Annotated in this window: 15 protein-coding genes; 11 read left to right on the top strand and 4 right to left on the bottom strand. The window is 62.1% G+C overall.

Annotated elements, in window-relative coordinates; all coding sequences use genetic code 11:
• Positions 1–352: 352 nt before the first annotated feature.
• Both ACP7D9_RS01950 and ACP7D9_RS01945 read left to right on the top strand, forming a co-directional pair.
• A complete protein-coding gene (locus tag ACP7D9_RS01950; RefSeq protein WP_426155343.1) occupies positions 353–1,729 on the top strand; it encodes a pyridoxal-phosphate dependent enzyme in 1,377 nt (458 codons plus the stop codon).
• Complete coding sequence (locus ACP7D9_RS01945) at positions 1,726–2,898, top strand: cystathionine gamma-synthase (protein ID WP_426155341.1); 1,173 nt, start codon at positions 1,726–1,728, stop codon at positions 2,896–2,898. Before ACP7D9_RS01950 ends, ACP7D9_RS01945 begins: the two co-directional genes overlap by 4 nt.
• A gap of 33 nt (positions 2,899–2,931) precedes the next feature.
• On the opposite strand, the gene ACP7D9_RS01940 is transcribed toward ACP7D9_RS01945, so the two are convergent.
• Positions 2,932–4,572, bottom strand: a complete 1,641-nt coding sequence (locus ACP7D9_RS01940; protein WP_426155339.1) for an ATP-binding response regulator — start codon at positions 4,570–4,572, stop codon at positions 2,932–2,934.
• Between the two features lie 113 nt (positions 4,573–4,685).
• Here ACP7D9_RS01940 and ACP7D9_RS01935 point away from each other — a divergent pair, with 113 nt between their 5' ends.
• Positions 4,686–5,291: a LuxR C-terminal-related transcriptional regulator gene (locus ACP7D9_RS01935; RefSeq protein ID WP_426155337.1), complete on the top strand. Its 606-nt coding sequence runs from the start codon at positions 4,686–4,688 to the stop codon at positions 5,289–5,291.
• A gap of 18 nt (positions 5,292–5,309) precedes the next feature.
• On the opposite strand, the gene ACP7D9_RS01930 is transcribed toward ACP7D9_RS01935, so the two are convergent.
• A complete protein-coding gene (locus ACP7D9_RS01930) occupies positions 5,310–5,678 on the bottom strand; it encodes a fe2+ zn2+ uptake regulation protein (protein WP_426155335.1) in 369 nt (122 codons plus the stop codon).
• Positions 5,679–5,770: 92 nt separating this feature from the next.
• Positions 5,771–8,008, bottom strand: a complete 2,238-nt coding sequence (locus ACP7D9_RS01925; protein WP_426155333.1) for a TonB-dependent receptor — start codon at positions 8,006–8,008, stop codon at positions 5,771–5,773.
• A 461-nt stretch (positions 8,009–8,469) separates the two neighbouring features.
• Here ACP7D9_RS01925 and ACP7D9_RS01920 point away from each other — a divergent pair, with 461 nt between their 5' ends.
• The 7 genes from ACP7D9_RS01920 (at position 8,470) to ACP7D9_RS01890 (ending at position 17,049) form a co-directional block, all read left to right on the top strand.
• A complete protein-coding gene (locus ACP7D9_RS01920) occupies positions 8,470–9,711 on the top strand; it encodes an MFS transporter (protein WP_426155330.1) in 1,242 nt (413 codons plus the stop codon).
• A gap of 281 nt (positions 9,712–9,992) precedes the next feature.
• Positions 9,993–10,508, top strand: a complete 516-nt coding sequence (locus ACP7D9_RS01915) for a sigma-70 family RNA polymerase sigma factor (RefSeq protein ID WP_426155328.1) — start codon at positions 9,993–9,995, stop codon at positions 10,506–10,508.
• Complete coding sequence (locus tag ACP7D9_RS01910) at positions 10,509–11,486, top strand: FecR domain-containing protein (protein ID WP_426155327.1); 978 nt, start codon at positions 10,509–10,511, stop codon at positions 11,484–11,486.
• Positions 11,487–11,584: 98 nt separating this feature from the next.
• Positions 11,585–13,999, top strand: a complete 2,415-nt coding sequence (locus ACP7D9_RS01905; protein WP_426155325.1) for a TonB-dependent siderophore receptor — start codon at positions 11,585–11,587, stop codon at positions 13,997–13,999.
• A gap of 61 nt (positions 14,000–14,060) precedes the next feature.
• Positions 14,061–15,242 carry an ABC transporter substrate-binding protein gene (locus ACP7D9_RS01900; protein WP_426155323.1) on the top strand — a complete coding sequence of 394 codons (1,182 nt, stop codon included), beginning with the start codon at positions 14,061–14,063 and terminating at the stop codon, positions 15,240–15,242.
• Positions 15,239–16,300 carry a FecCD family ABC transporter permease gene (locus tag ACP7D9_RS01895; RefSeq protein ID WP_426155321.1) on the top strand — a complete coding sequence of 354 codons (1,062 nt, stop codon included), beginning with the start codon at positions 15,239–15,241 and terminating at the stop codon, positions 16,298–16,300. Before ACP7D9_RS01900 ends, ACP7D9_RS01895 begins: the two co-directional genes overlap by 4 nt.
• A complete protein-coding gene (locus ACP7D9_RS01890) occupies positions 16,294–17,049 on the top strand; it encodes an ABC transporter ATP-binding protein (protein WP_426155319.1) in 756 nt (251 codons plus the stop codon). The genes ACP7D9_RS01895 and ACP7D9_RS01890 overlap by 7 nt, the downstream gene beginning before the upstream one ends.
• 10 nt (positions 17,050–17,059) lie before the next feature.
• Here the strand turns inward: ACP7D9_RS01890 and ACP7D9_RS01885 are convergent, their stop codons facing one another.
• Positions 17,060–18,058, bottom strand: coding sequence for a bile acid:sodium symporter family protein (locus ACP7D9_RS01885; protein ID WP_130927328.1), 999 nt, complete (start codon positions 18,056–18,058; stop codon positions 17,060–17,062).
• An 82-nt stretch (positions 18,059–18,140) separates the two neighbouring features.
• Here ACP7D9_RS01885 and ACP7D9_RS01880 point away from each other — a divergent pair, with 82 nt between their 5' ends.
• Complete coding sequence (locus tag ACP7D9_RS01880) at positions 18,141–18,929, top strand: AraC family transcriptional regulator (RefSeq protein ID WP_426155589.1); 789 nt, start codon at positions 18,141–18,143, stop codon at positions 18,927–18,929.
• The last annotated feature ends 90 nt before the right edge of the window (positions 18,930–19,019 follow it).

Genomic DNA, 19,019 nt, shown 5'->3' with positions numbered 1-19,019 from the left:
AGGTGCTTATTCGATGGCGGCCATTGTCGGGAACGAAGCTTGATGAAACAAACTCAATAAATTCTAGATCATCACAAGTTCCACTCATGCACATACACCCCTGTAGGAGCTGCCGAAGGCTGCGATCTTCAGACCGTAGGGATGCAGAACGTCCCCGACTGCATTCCCACGCGGAGCGTGGAACGATCAGAACGCCTCAGGGCAACTTGCCAGTTTTCGTTCTATGGTTAGATCCAAATGGCTGGATTTGCGAAGGATTAAAGGTTGCGAGGGGAAGATGTCTGCGCCTAAGTTGCACGCGAGTCTTTTCCCCGCGATTGGAACGCGATCAACACCATAAAGAGGTGAAGAAATGTCGAAGGAATCACGCCCTGCCGTGCTTGGGCTGATAGGCAATACTCCGCTGGTTCAGGTCACCCGCTTCGATACCGGACCGTGCACGCTGTTTCTCAAACTCGAATCGCAGAACCCCGGCGGCTCGATCAAGGATCGTATCGGTCTGGCGATGATCGACGCGGCTGAACGCGACGGCCGCCTGCAACCGGGCGGCACGATCGTCGAGGCCACCGCCGGCAATACCGGTCTCGGCCTGGCGCTGGTCGGCCGTGCCAAAGGCTATCGCGTGGTACTGGTGGTGCCGGACAAAATGTCCACCGAGAAAGTCCTGCACTTGAAGGCCATGGGCGCCGAAGTGCATATCACCCGCTCCGACGTCGGCAAGGGCCATCCCGAGTATTACCAGGACGTTGCCGCGCGTTTGGCCAAGGACATTCCCGGCGCGTTTTTCGCCGACCAGTTCAATAATCCCGCCAACCCGCTGGCCCACGAATGCAGCACCGCGCCGGAAATCTGGGCGCAGACCGAACATGACCTGGACGCCATCGTCGTCGGCGTCGGATCGGCCGGCACGCTGACCGGGTTGAGTCGCTTCTTCAAGCGCGTGCAGCCGAATCTGGAAATGGTTCTCGCTGATCCGGTCGGTTCGGTGATGGCGCAATATAGTCGCGACGGCACCTTGCCGACCCCCGGTTCGTGGGCCGTCGAGGGCATTGGCGAAGATTTCATTCCATCGATCACCGACCTCTCCAGCGTGCGTCACGCCTACTCGATCAGCGATGCCGAAAGCTTCGATCACGCGCGCCAGTTGCTCAAGGCCGAAGGCATCCTCGGTGGCTCGTCGACCGGTACCCTGCTCGCCGCTGCGCTGCGTTATTGCCGCGAGCAGACCGAGCCGAAACGCGTGGTCAGTTTTGTCTGCGACACCGGCACGCGCTACCTCTCGAAGGTCTACAACGACCAGTGGATGACCGACCAGGGCCTGCTGCAACGCAAGGGCTACGGCGATCTGCGCGACTTGATCGCCCGACGTTTCGAGGACGGCCGGGTGATCAGCGTCGGCCCCGATGACACCCTGCTTACCGCATTCCAGCGCATGCGTCTGGCGGATGTTTCGCAATTGCCGGTGTTGGTCGAAGGCAAGCAACTGGTGGGCGTGATCGACGAGTCCGACATCCTTCTCGGCGTGCACGAAGATGCCGCGCGCTTCAGCCAGTCGGTGTCCAGCGTGATGACCGACAAGCTGCAAACCCTCGCCCCGGCTGCGAGCCTGGCCGAGCTGGAATCGGTGCTCAGCCGTGGCCTCGTCGCCATCATCGCCGACGCCTCCGGCTTCCATGGCCTGATCACCCGCACCGACATGCTCAATCAATTACGGAGATCCCTTGCATGAGTCAGCACGACGATAAATCCCAGGGTTTCGCGACCCGGGTGATCCACGCCGGACAACAACCGGACCCGACCACCGGCGCGCTGATGCCGCCGATCTACGCCAACTCCACCTACCTGCAAGACAGCCCCGGCGTGCACAAGGGTTTCGACTACGGCCGCTCGCACAACCCGACGCGTTTTGCCCTGGAACGCTGCGTCGCCGACCTCGAAGGTGGCACCCGCGCGTTCGCCTTCGCCTCGGGTCTGGCGGCGATTTCCACGGTGCTGGAACTGCTCGATGCCGGCTCGCATATCGTTTCCGGCAACGACTTGTACGGCGGTACCTTCCGCCTGTTCGACAAGGTTCGTCAGCGCAGTGCCGGGCACCGTTTCAGCTTCGTCGACCTGACCGATCTGTCGGCGTTCGAAGCGTCGCTGCAGGACGACACGCGCATGGTCATGGTCGAGACACCGACCAACCCGCTGTTGAGCCTGTCGGATCTGGCCGCGATTGCGCGCATCTGCCGCGCTCGCGGGATCATCTGCGTCGCCGACAACACGTTCGCCAGCCCGTATATCCAGCGCCCGCTGGAGCTGGGTTTCGACATCGTTCTGCACTCGACCACCAAATATCTGAACGGCCACTCCGACGTGATCGGTGGCATTGCCGTGGTTGGGCAGAACGCCGAGTTGGCGGAAAAACTCGGTTTTCTGCAAAACGCCGTCGGCGCGATTTCCGGGCCATTCGATGCGTTCCTCACCCTGCGTGGGGTGAAAACCCTGGCGCTGCGCATGGAGCGACATTGCAGCAACGCCCTGGACCTGGCGCAGTGGCTCGAGCAGCAACCGCAGGTCAAGCGCGTTTACTACCCGGGGCTGGCTTCGCATCCGCAGCATGAACTGGCCAAGCGGCAGATGCGTGGTTTCGGCGGGATGATTTCCGTCGATCTGAACAGTGACCTGGCCGGCGCACGGCGCTTTCTGGAGAACGTGCAGATCTTCGCCCTGGCGGAAAGTCTGGGTGGTGTGGAAAGTCTGATCGAGCATCCGGCAATCATGACCCACGCGACCATCCCGGCCGAAACCCGCGCAAAACTCGGGATCGGCGATGGGCTGGTGCGGCTGTCGGTAGGCGTTGAAGACGTCGAAGACCTGCGTGCCGACCTCGCCAGGGCACTGGCGAACATCTAGCACTGCACTGACGTAAAGCCTGAAGATCGGACTTTACGTCAGAACGTTTTCGGCGGATTCGCCTCGTCGATCGCGCAGCCCGCGCAGCCCGCGCAACGTCGCGCGTAACTCGGCCGGGTGCACCGGTTTCGACAGAATCGCAATCTGTCGGTCGTGCAAGGCTGCCTGAATCCTTTCGACGTCGTGGCCGGTGATGATCATCGCCGGCACTGCCCAGCCGCGCTGCCTGCGCACCTCATCGATGCATTCGATGCCAGTGGCGTGGGTGCCGAGGTCATAGTCGGCGACGATGATGTCGCAGTCAGTCACCAGATCCTCAGCCGAGCACTCGGCCTGAACCACGCAGCCCCAGCGCTCAAGCAACGCCGAAGTGGCCAGCAGCACGTTGCGATCATCCTCCACCAGACACACCTTCAGGCCTGTCAACATACCCACCTGTCGCGCTTCACCGCGAACAAACCGTGCCTGCGGCGCCGCTACGACTGGCAAACCGCCAAGGGTCACCGCCGTGCCGCACCCTACCCGCGAGCGCAGAGCAACGTCGACATCAATCAGTTCACCCAGACGCCTGATGATCGACAGACCCAGCCCGACACCCTCGACATCTTTGTCGCGTACCTGCCGCACCCGATAAAACTCCTCGAACACCTTGTGCAGGTGCTCTTGGGCGATGCCGTTGCCGCAGTCATAAATGACGATGGCCAGCCCTGCCCCGCGTTTACGCACGCCGAGCAACACCGGTCGCTGCCCGCCATATTTGAAACAGTTGGAGAGGACGTTTTGCACCATGGTTGCCAACAACGCCGGATCAGTTCTGACCCAGTGCTTGCACGGTCGCAGCCGCAGCTCGACGCCTGCCCAACGCGCCGCTTCCTCGTGTTGCCGGACGATGTCCGCGAGCCATTCACCGAGGTCCAGCGTCTGCATTTTCGCTTCGACCCGACCGTTATCGAGGGTGTAGAGGTCGAGAATCGAGCGGAACAACTGCGAGACGTTGAGCAGAGAACGGTCGATGTTATCGACCAGCCGCCGCTCGTCAGCGCCCAGGCGCGACTCGCGCAGACACGCGGTAAACAGTCCTATGGAATGAATCGGCTGACGCAAATCGTGACTGGCCTGTGCCAGAAACCGGGACTTTTCAAGGTTAGCCGCCACCGCTTCTTCCGAGGCCTTGCGCGTACGCTCCAACAGCAAGTGCGCATAAAACGGAATCACCGTGCTGGTGATCAGCAGCATCAGCACCATGAACGGCTGCGCCTGCCAATACGGCGTCAGGCGATAGACCACCAGCAGCGCCGCCAGCGCCAGGCCGGTGGCAATCGCCAGATAGCGTGAGCCGTAGCGCATGCCGTTGCCAAGATTGACCCAGACCATGACCGCATACAGCGGCAGCGCCGCCTCACCGCCGATCACCAGACCGAAACAGGTGCCGGTGTAATCGTGAAGCATGGCAAAAATCCGCCGCGCCGGATAATGCCCGGCCCAGCGCGCAATGGCCTGACGGAACACGATGGAAGCCAGCAGAAACAGACTGATGTAGGTAATGACCGGCAGGTAGGTCTCCAGCCGATGACCCGGCAGAAAAACCAGCACGACCATGTAAACCACCGCGATGGCAGCGATGATGATGCGCAGATTGGCCTGGTCGAGTTCGGTGTTTTTCTCGAATTTCATGTAAACGTCCTTGTGCAGCGTTCGTCAGTTTCGGAAGCAGCCTACAGGCAACCTTCGCGTCCGATGCTAAGGTGCCGGCCTTGATTAACGCTTGACCCAGGGAGGGTCGCGCCATGGCATGCCGGATCATCATAGCCGACGATCACCCACTGTTTCGCGAGGCGATGCTGCGCACTGTGCAGCGGTTGCTGCCCGAGGCGATTGTCGACGAGGCCGGCGACTTTGACGCCGTGATCGACCTGCTGGCGCGGGGCATTGAGCCGGACACACTGATGCTCGATCTGCGTTTCCCCGGGCTGACCTGCATCACCCAGCTCGCCGACCTGCGCCAACGATTACCGCGCACCACGCTGATCGTGGTGTCGATGGTCGACGACCAAGCGTTGATCAGTGAAGTCATGGCAGCAGGTGTTGATGGTTTTATCGGCAAGAACATTGCGCCGGAGGAAATCGGCCAGGCGATTCTGGCGATCCGTGAGGGTGAAGTGTTGGTGAAATCGGCGCCGTCCGGCTTGTTGCCGCTGGAAACTGCGACGGCGCTGACGCCGCGTCAGCAGGATGTGCTGCGCTTGATCGCGCAAGGCAAGACCAACAAGGAAATCGCCCGTGAGCTGGACATTTCGCCCTTCACGGTGCGCATACACGTGTCTTGTTTATTGCGCGTTCTCGATGTGCCTTCGCGGGCCGCGGCTGCCGTGAAGTATCTCGGGCTGGTGTAGGCGCAGCTTGTCCCGCGCCTACAAGCAATGGTCGTGTTGCTGCAGGATGGCCCGGGCTTGCCGGGTGAAGCGGTAGGTCTTGTCATGTTCCAGGGTGATCAAGCCTTCGAGGCACAGGCGCTTGAGCACTTCACGCACACTGATGAACGACAACTGCGGTGATGACGAGGCCACCCACGCATGCACGCCATTGACTCCCGTTGAATAGCCGTCACGACTGGCAAGCAGCAGCGCATTGAGCACCTTGAAGCGGATCAGGCTGCTGCGCAGTCCGAAGTGGCTCAGCAATTGACGAATATGTTGATTGGCACTGCGATCGAACTCGCGCGGCAGCGCAGAGGATGCGGGCCGAACGACAAGCGCCGCAACGCCGGGATGGTTCAACATGACGAAGGCTCCTTTTCTGAGATGCTCAAACCGCTCTCTATATATAGAAGAGGCAGTCGCCGGATGACCGGACAACTGCCCCGCTGCTGTCATCAGAAATCGACGGTGGCCGACAATTGCAGCGTGCGCGGATACCCCGGCGAAAACGCGCCGTAGGAAGCCACGCCCGACCAGTACTCGCGATCGAAGACGTTCTGCACAGTGGCGCGGAACGTGGTCGGCCGGCCTTCGATTTTCGTCGCATAACGCGCACCGGCGTCGAAACGGGTCCAGGCATCCAGTTCCTGCGTATTGGCCTGGTTGACGTACTGGCGGTCGGTGTAGATAGCGCCGCTGGTCAGGGTGAAGCCTTCGAGCCACGGCGTATCCCATTCGGCCCAGAGGTTGGCCTGCACGTCCGGCACGCCGACCGGTTTGTTGCCACGATTGGCCGTCGTGGCCGAATCGGTCAGTTCACCGTCAAGCACGGTGACGCCGCCCATCAGGCGTGTGCCTTTGGCAACTTCGCCATACATGCTCAACTCGACGCCGCGGTTGCGTTGCTCGGCCTGCACCGAAAACACATTACCGGCGCCAATTTCGCCGCTGGGTTTTTCGATCTGGAACAAGGCCAGCGTGGTCATGAAGGTGCCGTGTTCGTACTTGACGCCGATCTCATGCTGCTTCGATTCGTACGGGGCGAAGGTCTCGCCCGCGTTGCTCGCCGTGCCCGGCGCGATGTCGCCTTTGGACAAGCCTTCGACATAGTTGTAGTACAGCGAAACGTCCTGCCACGGCTTGACCACCACACCAACCAGCGGCGTCGTCGCGTTGTCGCTGTACTTGGAACTGACCGCACCGGCCGCGTTGTAATTGCGCGACTCAATGTCCTGGCGGCGTACGCCGAGGGTCAGCTGGAAGCGGTCATCGAGCATCGACAAGGTGTCGGTCAACGCCACACCGGACAGCTCCGACTCGGACACCCGCTGAACCTTCGGCGAGCTGAGATACTGCTGCGGCACGTCGACCGGGTGATAGATGTTCGACAGGATCGCGGTGCCGTTGGTGATCCCGCGTGACAGCTCGTCCTGATAACGGGTGGCCATGATCGTCGTGGTATGGGTGATCGGGCCTGTAGCAAAGACGCCGCGCATGCCGACATCGGCAGTCGAGCGGTCGACATTGAATTTGTAGTAGCCGGGAATGTTGCTGGTGTCGCCGGCGTCATTGAGGATTCTCGGCACCTGATCGGACAGGCGCTTGACGTCGGATCGGCCACCGCCGGCGTGAGCGAACACCGTGACGTTGTCGCTCAGGTCATATTCGCCACCGAGCAGCGCCGATTGTTCCTTGGTGTCCGACCAGCCCCAGTCCTGCGGCAGGTTGGTGCGGCCGTTCGGCGCCGACGGCACGTCGACACCCGGTGCGATGGTGAAGGGCCGCGAGGCGGCTTCCCAGCTCTCTTTCTGGCTGATGTAATCGAGATTCAAGCGCAGACGCTCGCCGCGATAATCCAACGCGATGGCGCCGACGCCGAGGTCGCGGTGCTGATCATCGACCGCCGTGTCGCCGCCTTGCAGATTGCCGTTGAAACGCACGCCGAACTGGTTCTCCGAACCGAAGCGCCGGCTCAGATCCAGATGCCCGCCAACCTGTGAGTCGGAGGCGTAGCTGCCGGTGAATCGGGTCAGGTCTTCGTCCAGCGGACGCTTGGGCACGATGTTGATCACCCCGCCGACGCCACTGTTCGGCGAGATACCGTACATCAGCGCGCCGGGGCCCTTGAGCACTTCCACCCGCTCGGCGTAATCGGTGAATACCCGATAGTTCGGCGCCACGCCGTAGACGCCGTCGAACGCCAGCTCGCCGAGGTTGCCTTCGCCAATCGGGAAGCCGCGAATGAAAAACGAGTCGACGATGCCCCCCGTCTGGCCGGTCGAACGCACCGAAGGGTCGCGCTCCAGCGCATCGGCGACGGTCACGGTCTGCAGGTCGGCAAGGGTTTTCGCGGTGTAACTGGTGACGCTGAACGGCGTGTCCATCACGTCTTTGTTGCCCAGCATGCCCAGCCGAGCACCACGCGCAACCTGCCCTCCGGCGAGGGTTTCCGGCAACGCCGTGGCGCTGTTGTAACGAGCGTTGATGTTGGTGGTGTCGAGGGTCAGCGCGTCCTTGCTGTCATCGGCCGGCGCGGTGGCCGCGGCGTTCGATGTCTGGGCGGCGACGTCGGTCTGCCCGGAGCCGGCGGCCCAGGCATTGGCGCTTCCTGCGACCAGAACGAAATTCAGCATGGCGGTACGCACAGCGAGTGTTAACACCCGCTCACCGCAAGGACGACTGACAACAGGCATGAGGTGAGGATCCTTTTCATCGAGGGAAAATGGTAATCACTCCTATTGCCAGTCGATTCGCGAAAAAGTATCAGCGCCAGTCAGTTTTATTTTCCGCACCCGTGCTGGTCGGGTGCACAGGCGCTCCAGCGGTATCGCCAACAACGGCCACGCCGGGTTCAACGCACGCCGGGTGGTCTTGTAAGGCAACATCTCGCCAGGGCCGATGAGGACGACCTTCCCGGCCGACAGCTCAGGCAAAACACCATGGTGCTGTTCTCTCCAGACGGCAAAGCACGTAGTCTGCTGGTCCGCGATTTCGGCCATATACGCACTTATGCGCCGTTGCTTGCACCGGGCGTTCGTCGAAGAACCCTGGCCGACGCGTTCGTTGCTGAGCATGTACCTGATGCAACACAGCAACTATCGTTTGCTACAAACCATGACCATCCCGCTCGCCAGCGTTTAACCGAGGCCGACTCATGTCCCATGCAGGTGCCATCCATGGTTCGCGTGTCCGAATCCTGATTTATCTTCTGTTCGCGATCCAACTGGTGTCGATGGGCGCGATGGAAATGAGCGGGCCGTTCTGGCCTGTCCACCTGCGCGGGCTAACCGAATCCGAAACGGTTTTCAGCTTCGCCAGCATCGCCGTGTATGTCGGGCCGATGCTGGGCATCATTCTGACCAGTGCCTTCTGGGGCCGAATCGGTGACCGCTACGGTCACAAGCTGATGATGATCCGCGCGCTCGCCGGGTTGTCACTGACTCAGTTGGGGTTGGCTCTGTTCAGTGATATCTGGGCAATTCTGATTCTGCGGTTTCTGCAGGGCGCCTTCGCCGGTTACATCGCCCCGGCGCAGGCGTATGGCGTGAGTATCGAAGCACCGTCGCGACGGACGCGGCTGTTCGCGATGCTGCAGATCTCAACCAACGTCGGCTCGCTGCTTGGTGCTGTGGTCGGCGGGCTGATCCTTGATTACGCGACATTCTTCTGGATCAACATCATCGCCTCGGCACTTTGCGCGGTGTGTACGGTTATTGCTGCGGTAACGCTGCCGGACGTGCCTCCAGTGAAGAAAGCCGTGGTCAGCGCAGCCGCCACACCCGTGCGCCGCGCCAGTCTCTGGCGGGGTTCGCCGTTGCTCTCGCTGCTGGGTGTGATGGGCATTCTACTGCTGGCGCGCATGCTCCCGCAGACATCGTTTTCGCTGTACGTCAGCTCGGTGTTCGAGGTGAACAATTCAGTGGTCGGCCTGTGTTATGGCCTGCTGGCGCTGGGCTTCATCCTGTCGGCGACGGCGTGGTCGCGCTATTTCGAACACCGTGGCCAGCAGGACACCTTGCAGCGCATGAGCTACGTGGTGATCGGCTGCATCGCACTGACCGCAGTCGCAGGCGTCACGCGTAACCCGTTGGTTTTCGTTGCGGCCTATTTCATCTGGGGCGTACTGCTGGGGGCGACCACGCCGGTGCTGATGGCGCTGATCTCGAAAAACGCGGACAGCTCGCAGCAGGGTCATGTGCTGGGCATCGCACAGGGCACGGCACAATTTGCGTCGATTGCCGGAATATCGGCTGGCGGGCTGCTCAGTCAGGTTTACGGTTTGCAGTACACCTACCTGTTCGTGTGCCTGGCGTACGGGTTCGCGCTGATCCCGATTGTCGCCTTGCGTTACTGCCCTGCCGCGATGCAACCGAGCCACGCACCGCCGGCGGATTGATCCAGGAAAACACGACCAGGTCTCGTTGGCGACAAAGCAGAAGGTGCTAGACGTCTGCCAGGGTGGCGGGCAGATGCAGTTGGATACGCCGCATGGAAACTTGCTGAAAGTCAGCCACGTCTCGCTGCACGCCTGACACCGGGGCGCAAAATCGACGCGATGATCGCCGGTTCACAGCCTTTGTCGCGGCTTCGAAACGGCAGGCCAATCGGCGCTTGCGCCGCACAGGCTTTGTAAACTAGCATTGGGAATACTTCTCAATTGCATGAAAATCTGCAGCCATGAGCGAAACCCTTCCCGCGAATGACAACAAGCACCTGTGCGCGATCGAAGCCCTGTACAGCGGTCATCACGGCTGGCTGTACGCGACGCTGAGAAAAAAACTGGGTAACGCCATGGATGCGGCGGATCTGGCGCAGGACACCTTCACCCGCATTCTCGCCTCGCAGGTCACGGTGATCGAACAGCCGCGCGCCTACCTGAGCTGCGTGGCCAAGGGCATTCTGGTCAACTGGTATCAACGCAAGGCGCTCGAACGCGCCTATCTGGAGGCGCTGGCGCAGTTGCCCGCGCCCGAGGTGCCCTCGCCGGAACTGCGCTTCATGGTGCTGGAAACCCTGCACGAAATCGACGCGATGCTCGACACCCTGCCTCCGCTGGTCAAACGTGCGTTCCTGCTGTCGCAGATCAGCGGCTTGAAATACGACGACATTGCCGAACAACTGGGCGTGTCGCTGATCACCGTCAAACGCTACATGAAGCAAGCCTTCGTGCAATGCCTGTTGCTGGTGGAATGAATGCTCGCCCGGCGCAATGAAGCGCAACCCGCTCCTCAGGCGTTGGAAGAAGCCGCTGACTGGCTGATGCGCATGAGCGAGCGCGAGCTCAGCGACAGCGAACGCGGCGAATGGGAATTGTGGAAAGCCAGCAGCCCCGAGCGCACGCGCGCCTGGGCCCGTGCGCAATTGTTGCAGGGCAAACTGGGTGGCCTGCCGCCGTCCTTGGCCATGTCTGCCCTCGACCGGCCCAGCAGCCCGGAACGCCGTGCGGCGATTGGCAAACTGGCGCTGCTGCTGGCGCTGGTCCCGGCCGGCTGGGGCGGCTGGAAGCTTTCGCAAACCCAGCAATGGTCAGCCGATTACCATACGGCCGTCGGCCAGCAACGCGAACTGACCCTCGCCGACGGCTCAAAAATCACCCTCAACACTGATTCCGCCATCGATGTGCTGTTCGACGCCAGTCAGCGCCTGATTCACCTGCGCGAAGGCGAAATACTGGTGCAGACCGCAGCGGATATCTCACCGATGGCGCGGCCCTTTGTGGTCACGACCCCGCAGGGCCGGATGCAGGCGCTGGGCACGCGATTCACCGTGCGCGCGCTGCCTCCGCAAACGCACCTCGCGGTTCTGGAAGGCGCGGTAAAAGTCGAACTCGCGGACAATCGCCAGCACACGCCACTGATCGTCAACGCCGGGCAGCGCACCGACTTATCTTCTTCGACCTTTGGCGCGGTCAGTGCCACCGACCGTTACGCCGGCGCCTGGAGCCAAGGCATGCTGATGGCCGACAAGATGCGCCTTGCCGATTTCGTCGCGGAACTGACGCGCTATCGTCGCGGTTTCATCCGCCTCGATCCGGCGATTGCCGACTTGCGCATTTCTGGCGCCTACCCGATCAGCGACAGCCAGCGCACCTTGAACATGCTGGCGCAAACCTACCCGATTCTGGTCAGCGGCCATTTGAATGGCTACTGGGTCATGCTCTCCGGCGCCTGAGCGGAAAAAATATTTGCCGCCGTGCTGATACTTTTTCCGATCTCGACTGGCTAGGAGGGAGATGCATTTTATCGTCCTGTTCATAGGCTCATCCATCCATGCCCGTTGCACGCCTACTGCGCCCGGATCGTCCGTTCAAACCCGCTATTCGCAGTGCGTTGCTGAGCCTTGTCCTGATCGCTGTCGCCTGCCCGCTGGCCATCGCCGGCGAGCCTGCGCAACTGGATACGCTCGCCCTGCGTGCCTACGACATTCCGGCCGGGCCGCTCGGTGCGACCCTGTCGAGTTTTGCCGTGGACGCCGGCATTGCCCTGTCGTTCCAGCCGGCGCTGACCGACGGCTTGAGCAGCCCGGCGCTGATCGGCCGCTATTCGACCCAGGAAGCGGTCAATCGCCTGTTGGCCGGCAGTGGTTTGGATATGGTGCGGCGCAGCGACGGCAGTTACACGCTGGTCGCGCGTCGGGTCACGCTGGATGAAACGGCGGTGCTCGGCACCGACCGGCGCAGCGACGCGCTGCCGACGGTGTATGCCGGCGGCCAGGTGGCCAGTGGCGGACGTCTGGGCCTGCTCGGCAACACCGATGTGATGGACGCGCCGTTCAGCGTCAGCACCTACACCTCGGCGCTGATCAAGGATCAACAGGCCGTCACCGTCGGTGATGTGCTGGAACGCGATTCCTCGGTGCGCTCTACCGGGCAGACCGGCGGCATCGTCGACTCGTTTTTCATTCGTGGTTTTCCGGTGGGCGAAGGCAACCTCGGTGAACTGGCGTTCGATGGCGTCTACGGCGTCGCGCCGAACTACCGGGTCTTCACCGAGTACGCCGAGCGCATCGAACTGGTCAAAGGGCCCGGCGCCCTGCTCTACGGCATGTCCCCCAACAACGCGGTGGGCGGCGTGATCAACGTGGTGCCGAAACGTTCGCTGGACGAAGACCTGAGCCGTTTCACGGCCAGTTACGCGCTGAATGCGCAGCTCGGCGGGCACCTCGATGTCAGTCGGCGTTTCGGTGAAGAACGCCGCTTCGGTGTGCGCATCAATGGCAGCACGCAACTGGGCGACACGGCGATCGACAAGCAGTCGCGCCACGTCGACATCGGCGCGATTGCCCTCGATTATCAAGGCGAGCGCCTGCGGACCAGCTTCGACTGGTTGCGGCAGAAAGAACGCTTCGATGCCGCCTCGCGGCCGTTTCTGATCGCCCCGGGCGTGGACATTCCCTCCGCCGCCAATGGCCGAACCAGCGTGAGCCAGGACTGGGGCTGGTCGAAAACCCGGGATACCTCGGCGCTGCTCAGCGGCGAATACGACCTCAGCGAGGCGCTGACGGTGTTCGCCCATGCCGGGGGCGGCAAATCGGCGGTGGCGCGCATGTCCGACCAGACCCCGACCATCATCAACCCGGCTGGCGACACGTCTTCGACGCCCGGTTATTACAAATTCGAGGTCAAGCGCTACACCGTCGACACCGGTGCGCGGCTGCGCTTCGACACCGGGCCGGTCAGCCACCGCACCGCGGTGCAAGTCAGCCGTTATCGCGATGTGCTGTCACGGGGGATCACCTCCGCCGCGCCGATCCTGTCGAACATTTATCACCCCGTGGATCGCCCGGAGCCTTACATTCCGGAGCCGGCCACGCCGAAAGTCTCCGAGAGCGAACTGACCGGCGTGGCCCTCGCCGACACCCTGTCGATCCTCGACGACCGCGCGCAGATGACCCTCGGCGTGCGCCAGCAGAACATCAAATCGGATAATTACAACCCCAGCGGCGTGGTCACCACGTCCTACGACGACAGCCGCACCACGCCGCTGTTCGGTGCGGTCATCAAGCCCTGGGACCACGTCGCGCTCTACTACAACTACATCGAAGGCCTGAGCAAGGGCGACATCGCGCCCTCCACCGCCAGCAATGCGGGGGAGATCTTCGCACCATACGTTTCGCGCCAGCATGAGCTCGGCGTCAAGGTCGACTACGGCACCTTCACCTCGACCCTGAGCCTGTTCCAGATCACCAAGCCCAGCGGCGAGCTGGCCGCCGGGGTGTTCTCGGTGCAGGGCGAGCAGCGCAACCGCGGCCTGGAGCTGAACGTGTTTGGCGAACTGACGCCGGGCACGCGGTTGCTTGGTGGCGTGACCCTGCTGGACGCCGAACTGAACAAAACCGCCGTGGCCGGCAATCGCGGCAACAAGCCGGTCGGCGTGCCGTCGATGCAGGCCAACCTCTGGGCCGAATGGGACAGCTCGTGGCTCGAAGGGCTGTCGCTGACCGGGGGGGCCATCCATACCGGCAGCCAGTACGTGAACCAGGCCAACACGCAAAAACTCGATGACTGGACCCGCTTCGATGTCGGTGCGCGTTATACCACGCGCATCGATGAGCGGCCGACCACGTTCCGCGCCACGGTGCAGAACGTGTTCGATCGAGAGTACTGGTCGGGCGTCGCCTCTTACGGCGCGTTCTCCCAGGGCTCACCGCGCACTTTATTACTGTCGGCGACTGTCGATTTCTGAAACGTTCAGCGTGGCGGCGGCAGGCGCCGAGGGCCGCGCTGACTTTGGCAAAGGTTGGACCATGGCGATTTTCGATCGACGCAGCCAGGCGGTTGCTGCGCTGTTACTGGCGGGCGTGCTGAGCCTGTTTTCCCTCGCGCCGCGCAGTGCTGACGCTGCTGACAGCGACGCTGCGCGCACCGAGGTGACCGACCTGCTGGGACGCAAGGTCAAGGTGCATCTGCCGGTCAGGCGGGTGATCCTCGGTGAAGGCCGGCAGCTGTATCTGGTCGCGGCGCTCGATACACAGAATCCGATCGAACGCATCGTTGGCTGGCGCAAGGACCTGATCCAGTCCGACCCGGACACCTACAACGCGTACCTGCGCAAATTCCCCGCCATCGCCAAAATCCCCACTTTCGGCGGCTTTGAAGACGGCACCTTCGATATCGAGCAGGCCATCTCGCAACGCCCGGACGTGATCATCCTCAACATCGAGGCGCAGCACGCCACTGAGGATGCGCGTTACATCGAAAAGCTCGACGCCCTCGGTATCCCGGTGGTGTACGTCGATTTTCGCAACCACCCGATGCAGAACACCGAGCCGACCATGCGCCTGTTCGGCCAGTTGTTCGGCAAGGAGCAAAGGGCCGAAGCGTTCATCGATTTTCGCAACCAGCAGATCCATCGCGTCACCGACGTCATCGAAAAACAGCACCCGCCTCGCCCGAGCGTGTTCATCGAGCGCATCGGCGGTTACACCGATGATTGCTGCCTGAGTTTCGGCAACGAAAACTTCGGCCTGTTCGTCGACATGGCCGGCGGCAACAACGTCGCGCGCGGCATCATTCCGACCACGTTCGGCCAGTTGAATCCCGAGCAAGTCATCGTCGCCAATCCGGCGCATGTGGTGGTCACCAGCGCCAACTGGGAAGCGTTTGCCCCCGGTGGGCACTGGGTCGGCGTCGGCCCCGGCGCGGACATGGCGCAGGCACGGAAAAAGCTCGCCTGGTACACCCAGCGCCCGGCCTACGCCGGCATCAAGGCCCAGGAGCATCAAGCCTTCCACGCGATCTGGCACCAGTTCTACAACAGCCCCTACCAGTTCGTTGCCATCCAGCAATTGGCCAAATGGTTTCACCCGCAGCTGTTCGCCGATCTCGACCCGGACGCAGCGTTCCGCGAACTGCATGATCGCTTCCTGCCGGTGCCGTACGAATCGGGCTACTTCGTCAGCCTGGGCGAGACCGAGGTCAAGCCATGAGCTCGATGACCGACACCGTGGAAGTCCAGCGCGAAACCTATCGCCGTCTGGTGCTGCGCAAGCGCCTGATCCTCGCCGGGCTGGTGTTTTTGCTGCTGTGCAGCGTGCTGCTCGATCTGGCGCTCGGCCCGGCCAGCTACAGCCTCGGTGAAGTGCTCGGCGCACTGCTTTCACCGGACAGCGCCTCGCCGCAAGTGCGCGTGGTGATGTGGGACATTCGCCTGCCCGTGGCGTTGATGGCGGTGGCCGTCGGCGCGGCGTTGTCGCTGGCCGGCGCGCAGATGCAGACGATCCTCAATAATCCACTGGCCAGCCCGTTCACCCTGGGCATTTCCGCCGCCGCCAGCTTCGGCGCGGCGCTGGGTCTTGCCTTCGGCGTCGCGCTGTTTCCGCTGGCCGCGCAATTCATGGTGCCGCTCAATGCGTTCATCATGGCCATGCTGTCGGCGCTGCTGATTCACTTTTTGAGCATGCGCCGCGGGGTTACCGCCGAGACCATTGTCCTGCTCGGCATTGCCCTGGTCTTCACCTTCAACGCGTTGCTGGCGCTGGTGCAGTTTTTTGCCACCGAGCAAGCCGTCGCCGCCGTGGTGTTCTGGACCATGGGCAGCCTGACCAAAGCCACCTGGCCAAAACTTGGCATCATCTGCCTGGTGATACTCATCACCCTACCCATTTTCGCCCGCCGCGCCTGGGCCTTGACCGCCCTGCGCCTGGGCGACGACAAGGCGGCGAGTTTCGGCATCAACGTGCGCAGCCTGCGCTTTCAGACGCTGATCATGGTCAGTCTGCTCGCCTCGTTTCCCGTGGCGTTCGTCGGCACCATTGGCTTCATCGGCCTGGTCGGCCCGCACATCGCACGCATGCTGATCGGCGAAGACCAGCGATTCTTCCTGCCGGCCTCGCTGCTCACGGGGGCGCTGATTCTGTCGGCCAGTTCGGTGGTCAGCAAGACCCTGATTCCCGGCGCGATTTTCCCGATCGGCGTGGTCACCTCGCTGATCGGCGTGCCGTTCTTCATTTCACTGATTCTCGGCGGGAAGAAAAACTCATGGTGAAGCTGCAACTGGACAATCTGGGCGCCCGCTATGGCCAGCGCGAGATCATCCGCGGCGTCTCCACCGCGGCGTTTCTGGGTGGTCAGGTGGTCGCCGTGGTCGGGCCGAATGCGGCCGGCAAATCGACGCTGTTCAAACGCATGGCCGGGCTGATCGACGGCCCTGGCCAAGTGATCCTGCAGGACTCGAAAAAAGGCCCGACGGGGATCAGCTACATGCCCCAGGGCCTGAACGCCAGCGCCCGCCTGACCGTATACGAATCAGTGCTGCTGGCGCGCAAGCAACTGACGCCGGGCTGGGTCGTCCACGATGACGAGCTGAAACTGGTCGACGACATTCTCGCCGCACTGGGCATCACCGCCCTGTCGTTTCGCAACCTCGGTGAACTCAGTGGCGGGCAGCAGCAACTGGTGTCCATCGCACAGACGCTGGTGCGCGAACCGGAAATCCTGCTGATGGACGAACCGACCAGCGCCCTCGACATGCATCGACAGGTGCAGGTGCTGAACTTCATGCGCCGCCTGGCGCGGCAACGCGAGGTGATTGTATTCATCGCGATTCATGATCTAAATCAGGCGCTGCGGTTTGCCGATCAGGTGCTGGTTATCGCTGATGGCACCACCCAGGGCAGTGGCCCGAGCAGTGAGGTCATCACCGAGCAGATGCTGCGCAGCGTGTACAAGGTTGAAGCGCGGATCGAACAGTGCAGCCGCGGGCTGCACCATATTCTGATCGACGATATCGTCTGAGGCGCAGCGATCAGGGATCGACCTGCGCCATCAACTCCGGCACCGATTCCGGCCGCCGCGCATAACGCTGGGCCAGTACCGCGCAGACCATCAGTTGAATCTGGTGGAACAACATCAGCGGCAAGATCAGCACGCCGATGGTGCTGCCGGCAAACAGCACCTGAGCCATCGGCACGCCAGTGGCCAGGCTCTTTTTCGAGCCGCAGAACAGAATGGTGATGCGGTCTTCCTGATTGAAGCCGAACGCTTTGCTCAACAAAGTCGATGCCACCAGAACCAGCGTCAGGAGGATGCAGCAGACCACCACCAGGCCAAGCAACTCGAACAGCGGAATCTGCTGCCAGATGCCTTCGTTGACCGCTTCGCTGAACGCGCCGTAAACCACCAGCAGGATCGACCCCTGATCAACGAATTTCAGCCAGTTTTTGTTGCGCCCTACCCACGCGCCGATCCAGCGTCGAGCGATCTGCCCGGCAATGAACGGCAGCAGCAATTGCACGCTGATTTTCACGATCGCATCGAGGGTCGAGCCGCCGTCGCCATGAACGTTGAGCAGCAGCGTCACCAGCAAGGGAGTGAGGAAAATCCCGAACAGGCTGGACGCCGCCGCACTGCAGATCGCCGCCGGAATATTGCCTCGCGCCAGCGAAGTGAAAGCGATGGCAGACTGCACGGTGGCCGGCAATGCGCACAGGTAAAGCATGCCCATGTACAACTGATCGCCAATCAGCGGTGACAACAACGGTTTCAACGCCAAGCCGAGAATCGGAAACAGTACGAAGGTCAGGCCAAACACCAGCAGATGCAAACGCCAATGGCCGGCGCCGGCGATGATCGATTCGCGGGACAGCTTGGCACCGTGCAGGAAAAACAGCAGGGCGATGGCGATATTGGTCAGCCAGCCGAAGCCGACCGCGACCTGGCCGCTGGCAGGCAGAAAGCTGGCCAGCAGGACAACGCCGATCAACGTCAGCGTGAAGTTATCGGGCAAAAAACGTGGGCGCGTCATGAGATTCATCCGGGGGTTGCCAGTGCGTGCCGACGACTCTAACGTGACTGGCAATTACCGACTAACGCCGAAGAGCCGCAAGATGCCGCCTAAAGGACATGCCAAAAGCGTCCGTCGCAGCGTTCCCGGGCTGCCCAGCCTGCCGCGCCCCGTGTATGGACGCACCGAATCGCTGCCCAATCGCGCCCTCACCCGCCGCCACAGTCATCCGTGGGTGCAGTTGTCCTATGCGATTCAGGGCGTGCTCGAAGTGCAGACCGGCGCCGGCCGCTTCGTCGCGCCGCCGGAGCGTGCGGTATGGATTCCTGCCGGCGTGCCCCATCGCGTCTTCAGCGCGCCACACACGGAAATGCGCAGCCTGTACATCGACAGCAGCGTCACCGGTTGGGCGGCCGAACATTGCCATGTGCTCGGCGTCAGCGATTTGCTCAGGGAGTTGATCCGCGCCTTCAGTCAGGTGCCGGTGGAATACGACGAAGGTGGCCCCGATGGACGCCTGGCTCAGGTGATCCTCGATCAATTGGCCGACGCGCCGACCATCGACTTGATGCTGCCGCTGCCGCAAGACGCTCGCCTGAAGCAGATCTGCCAGAGCCTGGAGCAACACCCGGAACAGCAGACCACTCTGAGCCACTGGAGCGACCAGTTCGGCGTCACCGAAAAGACCCTGACGCGCCTGTTTCTGCGCGACACCGGCCTGACCTTTCGCGCCTGGCGCCAGCGCCTGCGCCTGCTGGGTGCGCTGACGCCGCTGGAACAAGGTGAGCGCGTGACCGATGTCGCGCTGGCGTGCGGTTACGACTCGACATCGGCGTTTATCGCCGCGTTTCGCCAGCAATTTGGTGAGACCCCGGGGGAGTTTTTTCGCTGACACTTCGTTTTTGCCGAACTGTCAGTCAGAAATAAACGATTTTTCTTAGTCACAAATCCGTCGCTAGCATGGCCCCGTCTGACTTGATCA

This window comes from Pseudomonas sp. TSRC2-2, assembly GCF_049897785.1.
GTDB lineage: Bacteria > Pseudomonadota > Gammaproteobacteria > Pseudomonadales > Pseudomonadaceae > Aquipseudomonas.
Note: the sequence above shows the minus strand (reverse complement) of the source record. Positions and strands in the feature narration are given on the sequence as shown.

Coding starts and splice junctions, on each gene's coding strand:
- ACP7D9_RS01940 (WP_426155339.1), bottom strand. CDS start 4,572: ATGAAATTCGAGAAAAACACCGAACTCGACCAGGCCAATCTGCGCATC.
- ACP7D9_RS01930 (WP_426155335.1), bottom strand. CDS start 5,678: ATGTTGAACCATCCCGGCGTTGCGGCGCTTGTCGTTCGGCCCGCATCC.
- ACP7D9_RS01890 (WP_426155319.1), top strand. CDS start 16,294: ATGGTGAAGCTGCAACTGGACAATCTGGGCGCCCGCTATGGCCAGCGC.
- ACP7D9_RS01905 (WP_426155325.1), top strand. CDS start 11,585: ATGCCCGTTGCACGCCTACTGCGCCCGGATCGTCCGTTCAAACCCGCT.
- ACP7D9_RS01925 (WP_426155333.1), bottom strand. CDS start 8,008: ATGCCTGTTGTCAGTCGTCCTTGCGGTGAGCGGGTGTTAACACTCGCT.
- ACP7D9_RS01910 (WP_426155327.1), top strand. CDS start 10,509: ATGCTCGCCCGGCGCAATGAAGCGCAACCCGCTCCTCAGGCGTTGGAA.
- ACP7D9_RS01895 (WP_426155321.1), top strand. CDS start 15,239: ATGAGCTCGATGACCGACACCGTGGAAGTCCAGCGCGAAACCTATCGC.
- ACP7D9_RS01880 (WP_426155589.1), top strand. CDS start 18,141: ATGCCGCCTAAAGGACATGCCAAAAGCGTCCGTCGCAGCGTTCCCGGG.
- ACP7D9_RS01920 (WP_426155330.1), top strand. CDS start 8,470: ATGTCCCATGCAGGTGCCATCCATGGTTCGCGTGTCCGAATCCTGATT.
- ACP7D9_RS01945 (WP_426155341.1), top strand. CDS start 1,726: ATGAGTCAGCACGACGATAAATCCCAGGGTTTCGCGACCCGGGTGATC.
- ACP7D9_RS01935 (WP_426155337.1), top strand. CDS start 4,686: ATGGCATGCCGGATCATCATAGCCGACGATCACCCACTGTTTCGCGAG.
- ACP7D9_RS01915 (WP_426155328.1), top strand. CDS start 9,993: ATGAGCGAAACCCTTCCCGCGAATGACAACAAGCACCTGTGCGCGATC.
- ACP7D9_RS01950 (WP_426155343.1), top strand. CDS start 353: ATGTCGAAGGAATCACGCCCTGCCGTGCTTGGGCTGATAGGCAATACT.
- ACP7D9_RS01900 (WP_426155323.1), top strand. CDS start 14,061: ATGGCGATTTTCGATCGACGCAGCCAGGCGGTTGCTGCGCTGTTACTG.
- ACP7D9_RS01885 (WP_130927328.1), bottom strand. CDS start 18,058: ATGACGCGCCCACGTTTTTTGCCCGATAACTTCACGCTGACGTTGATC.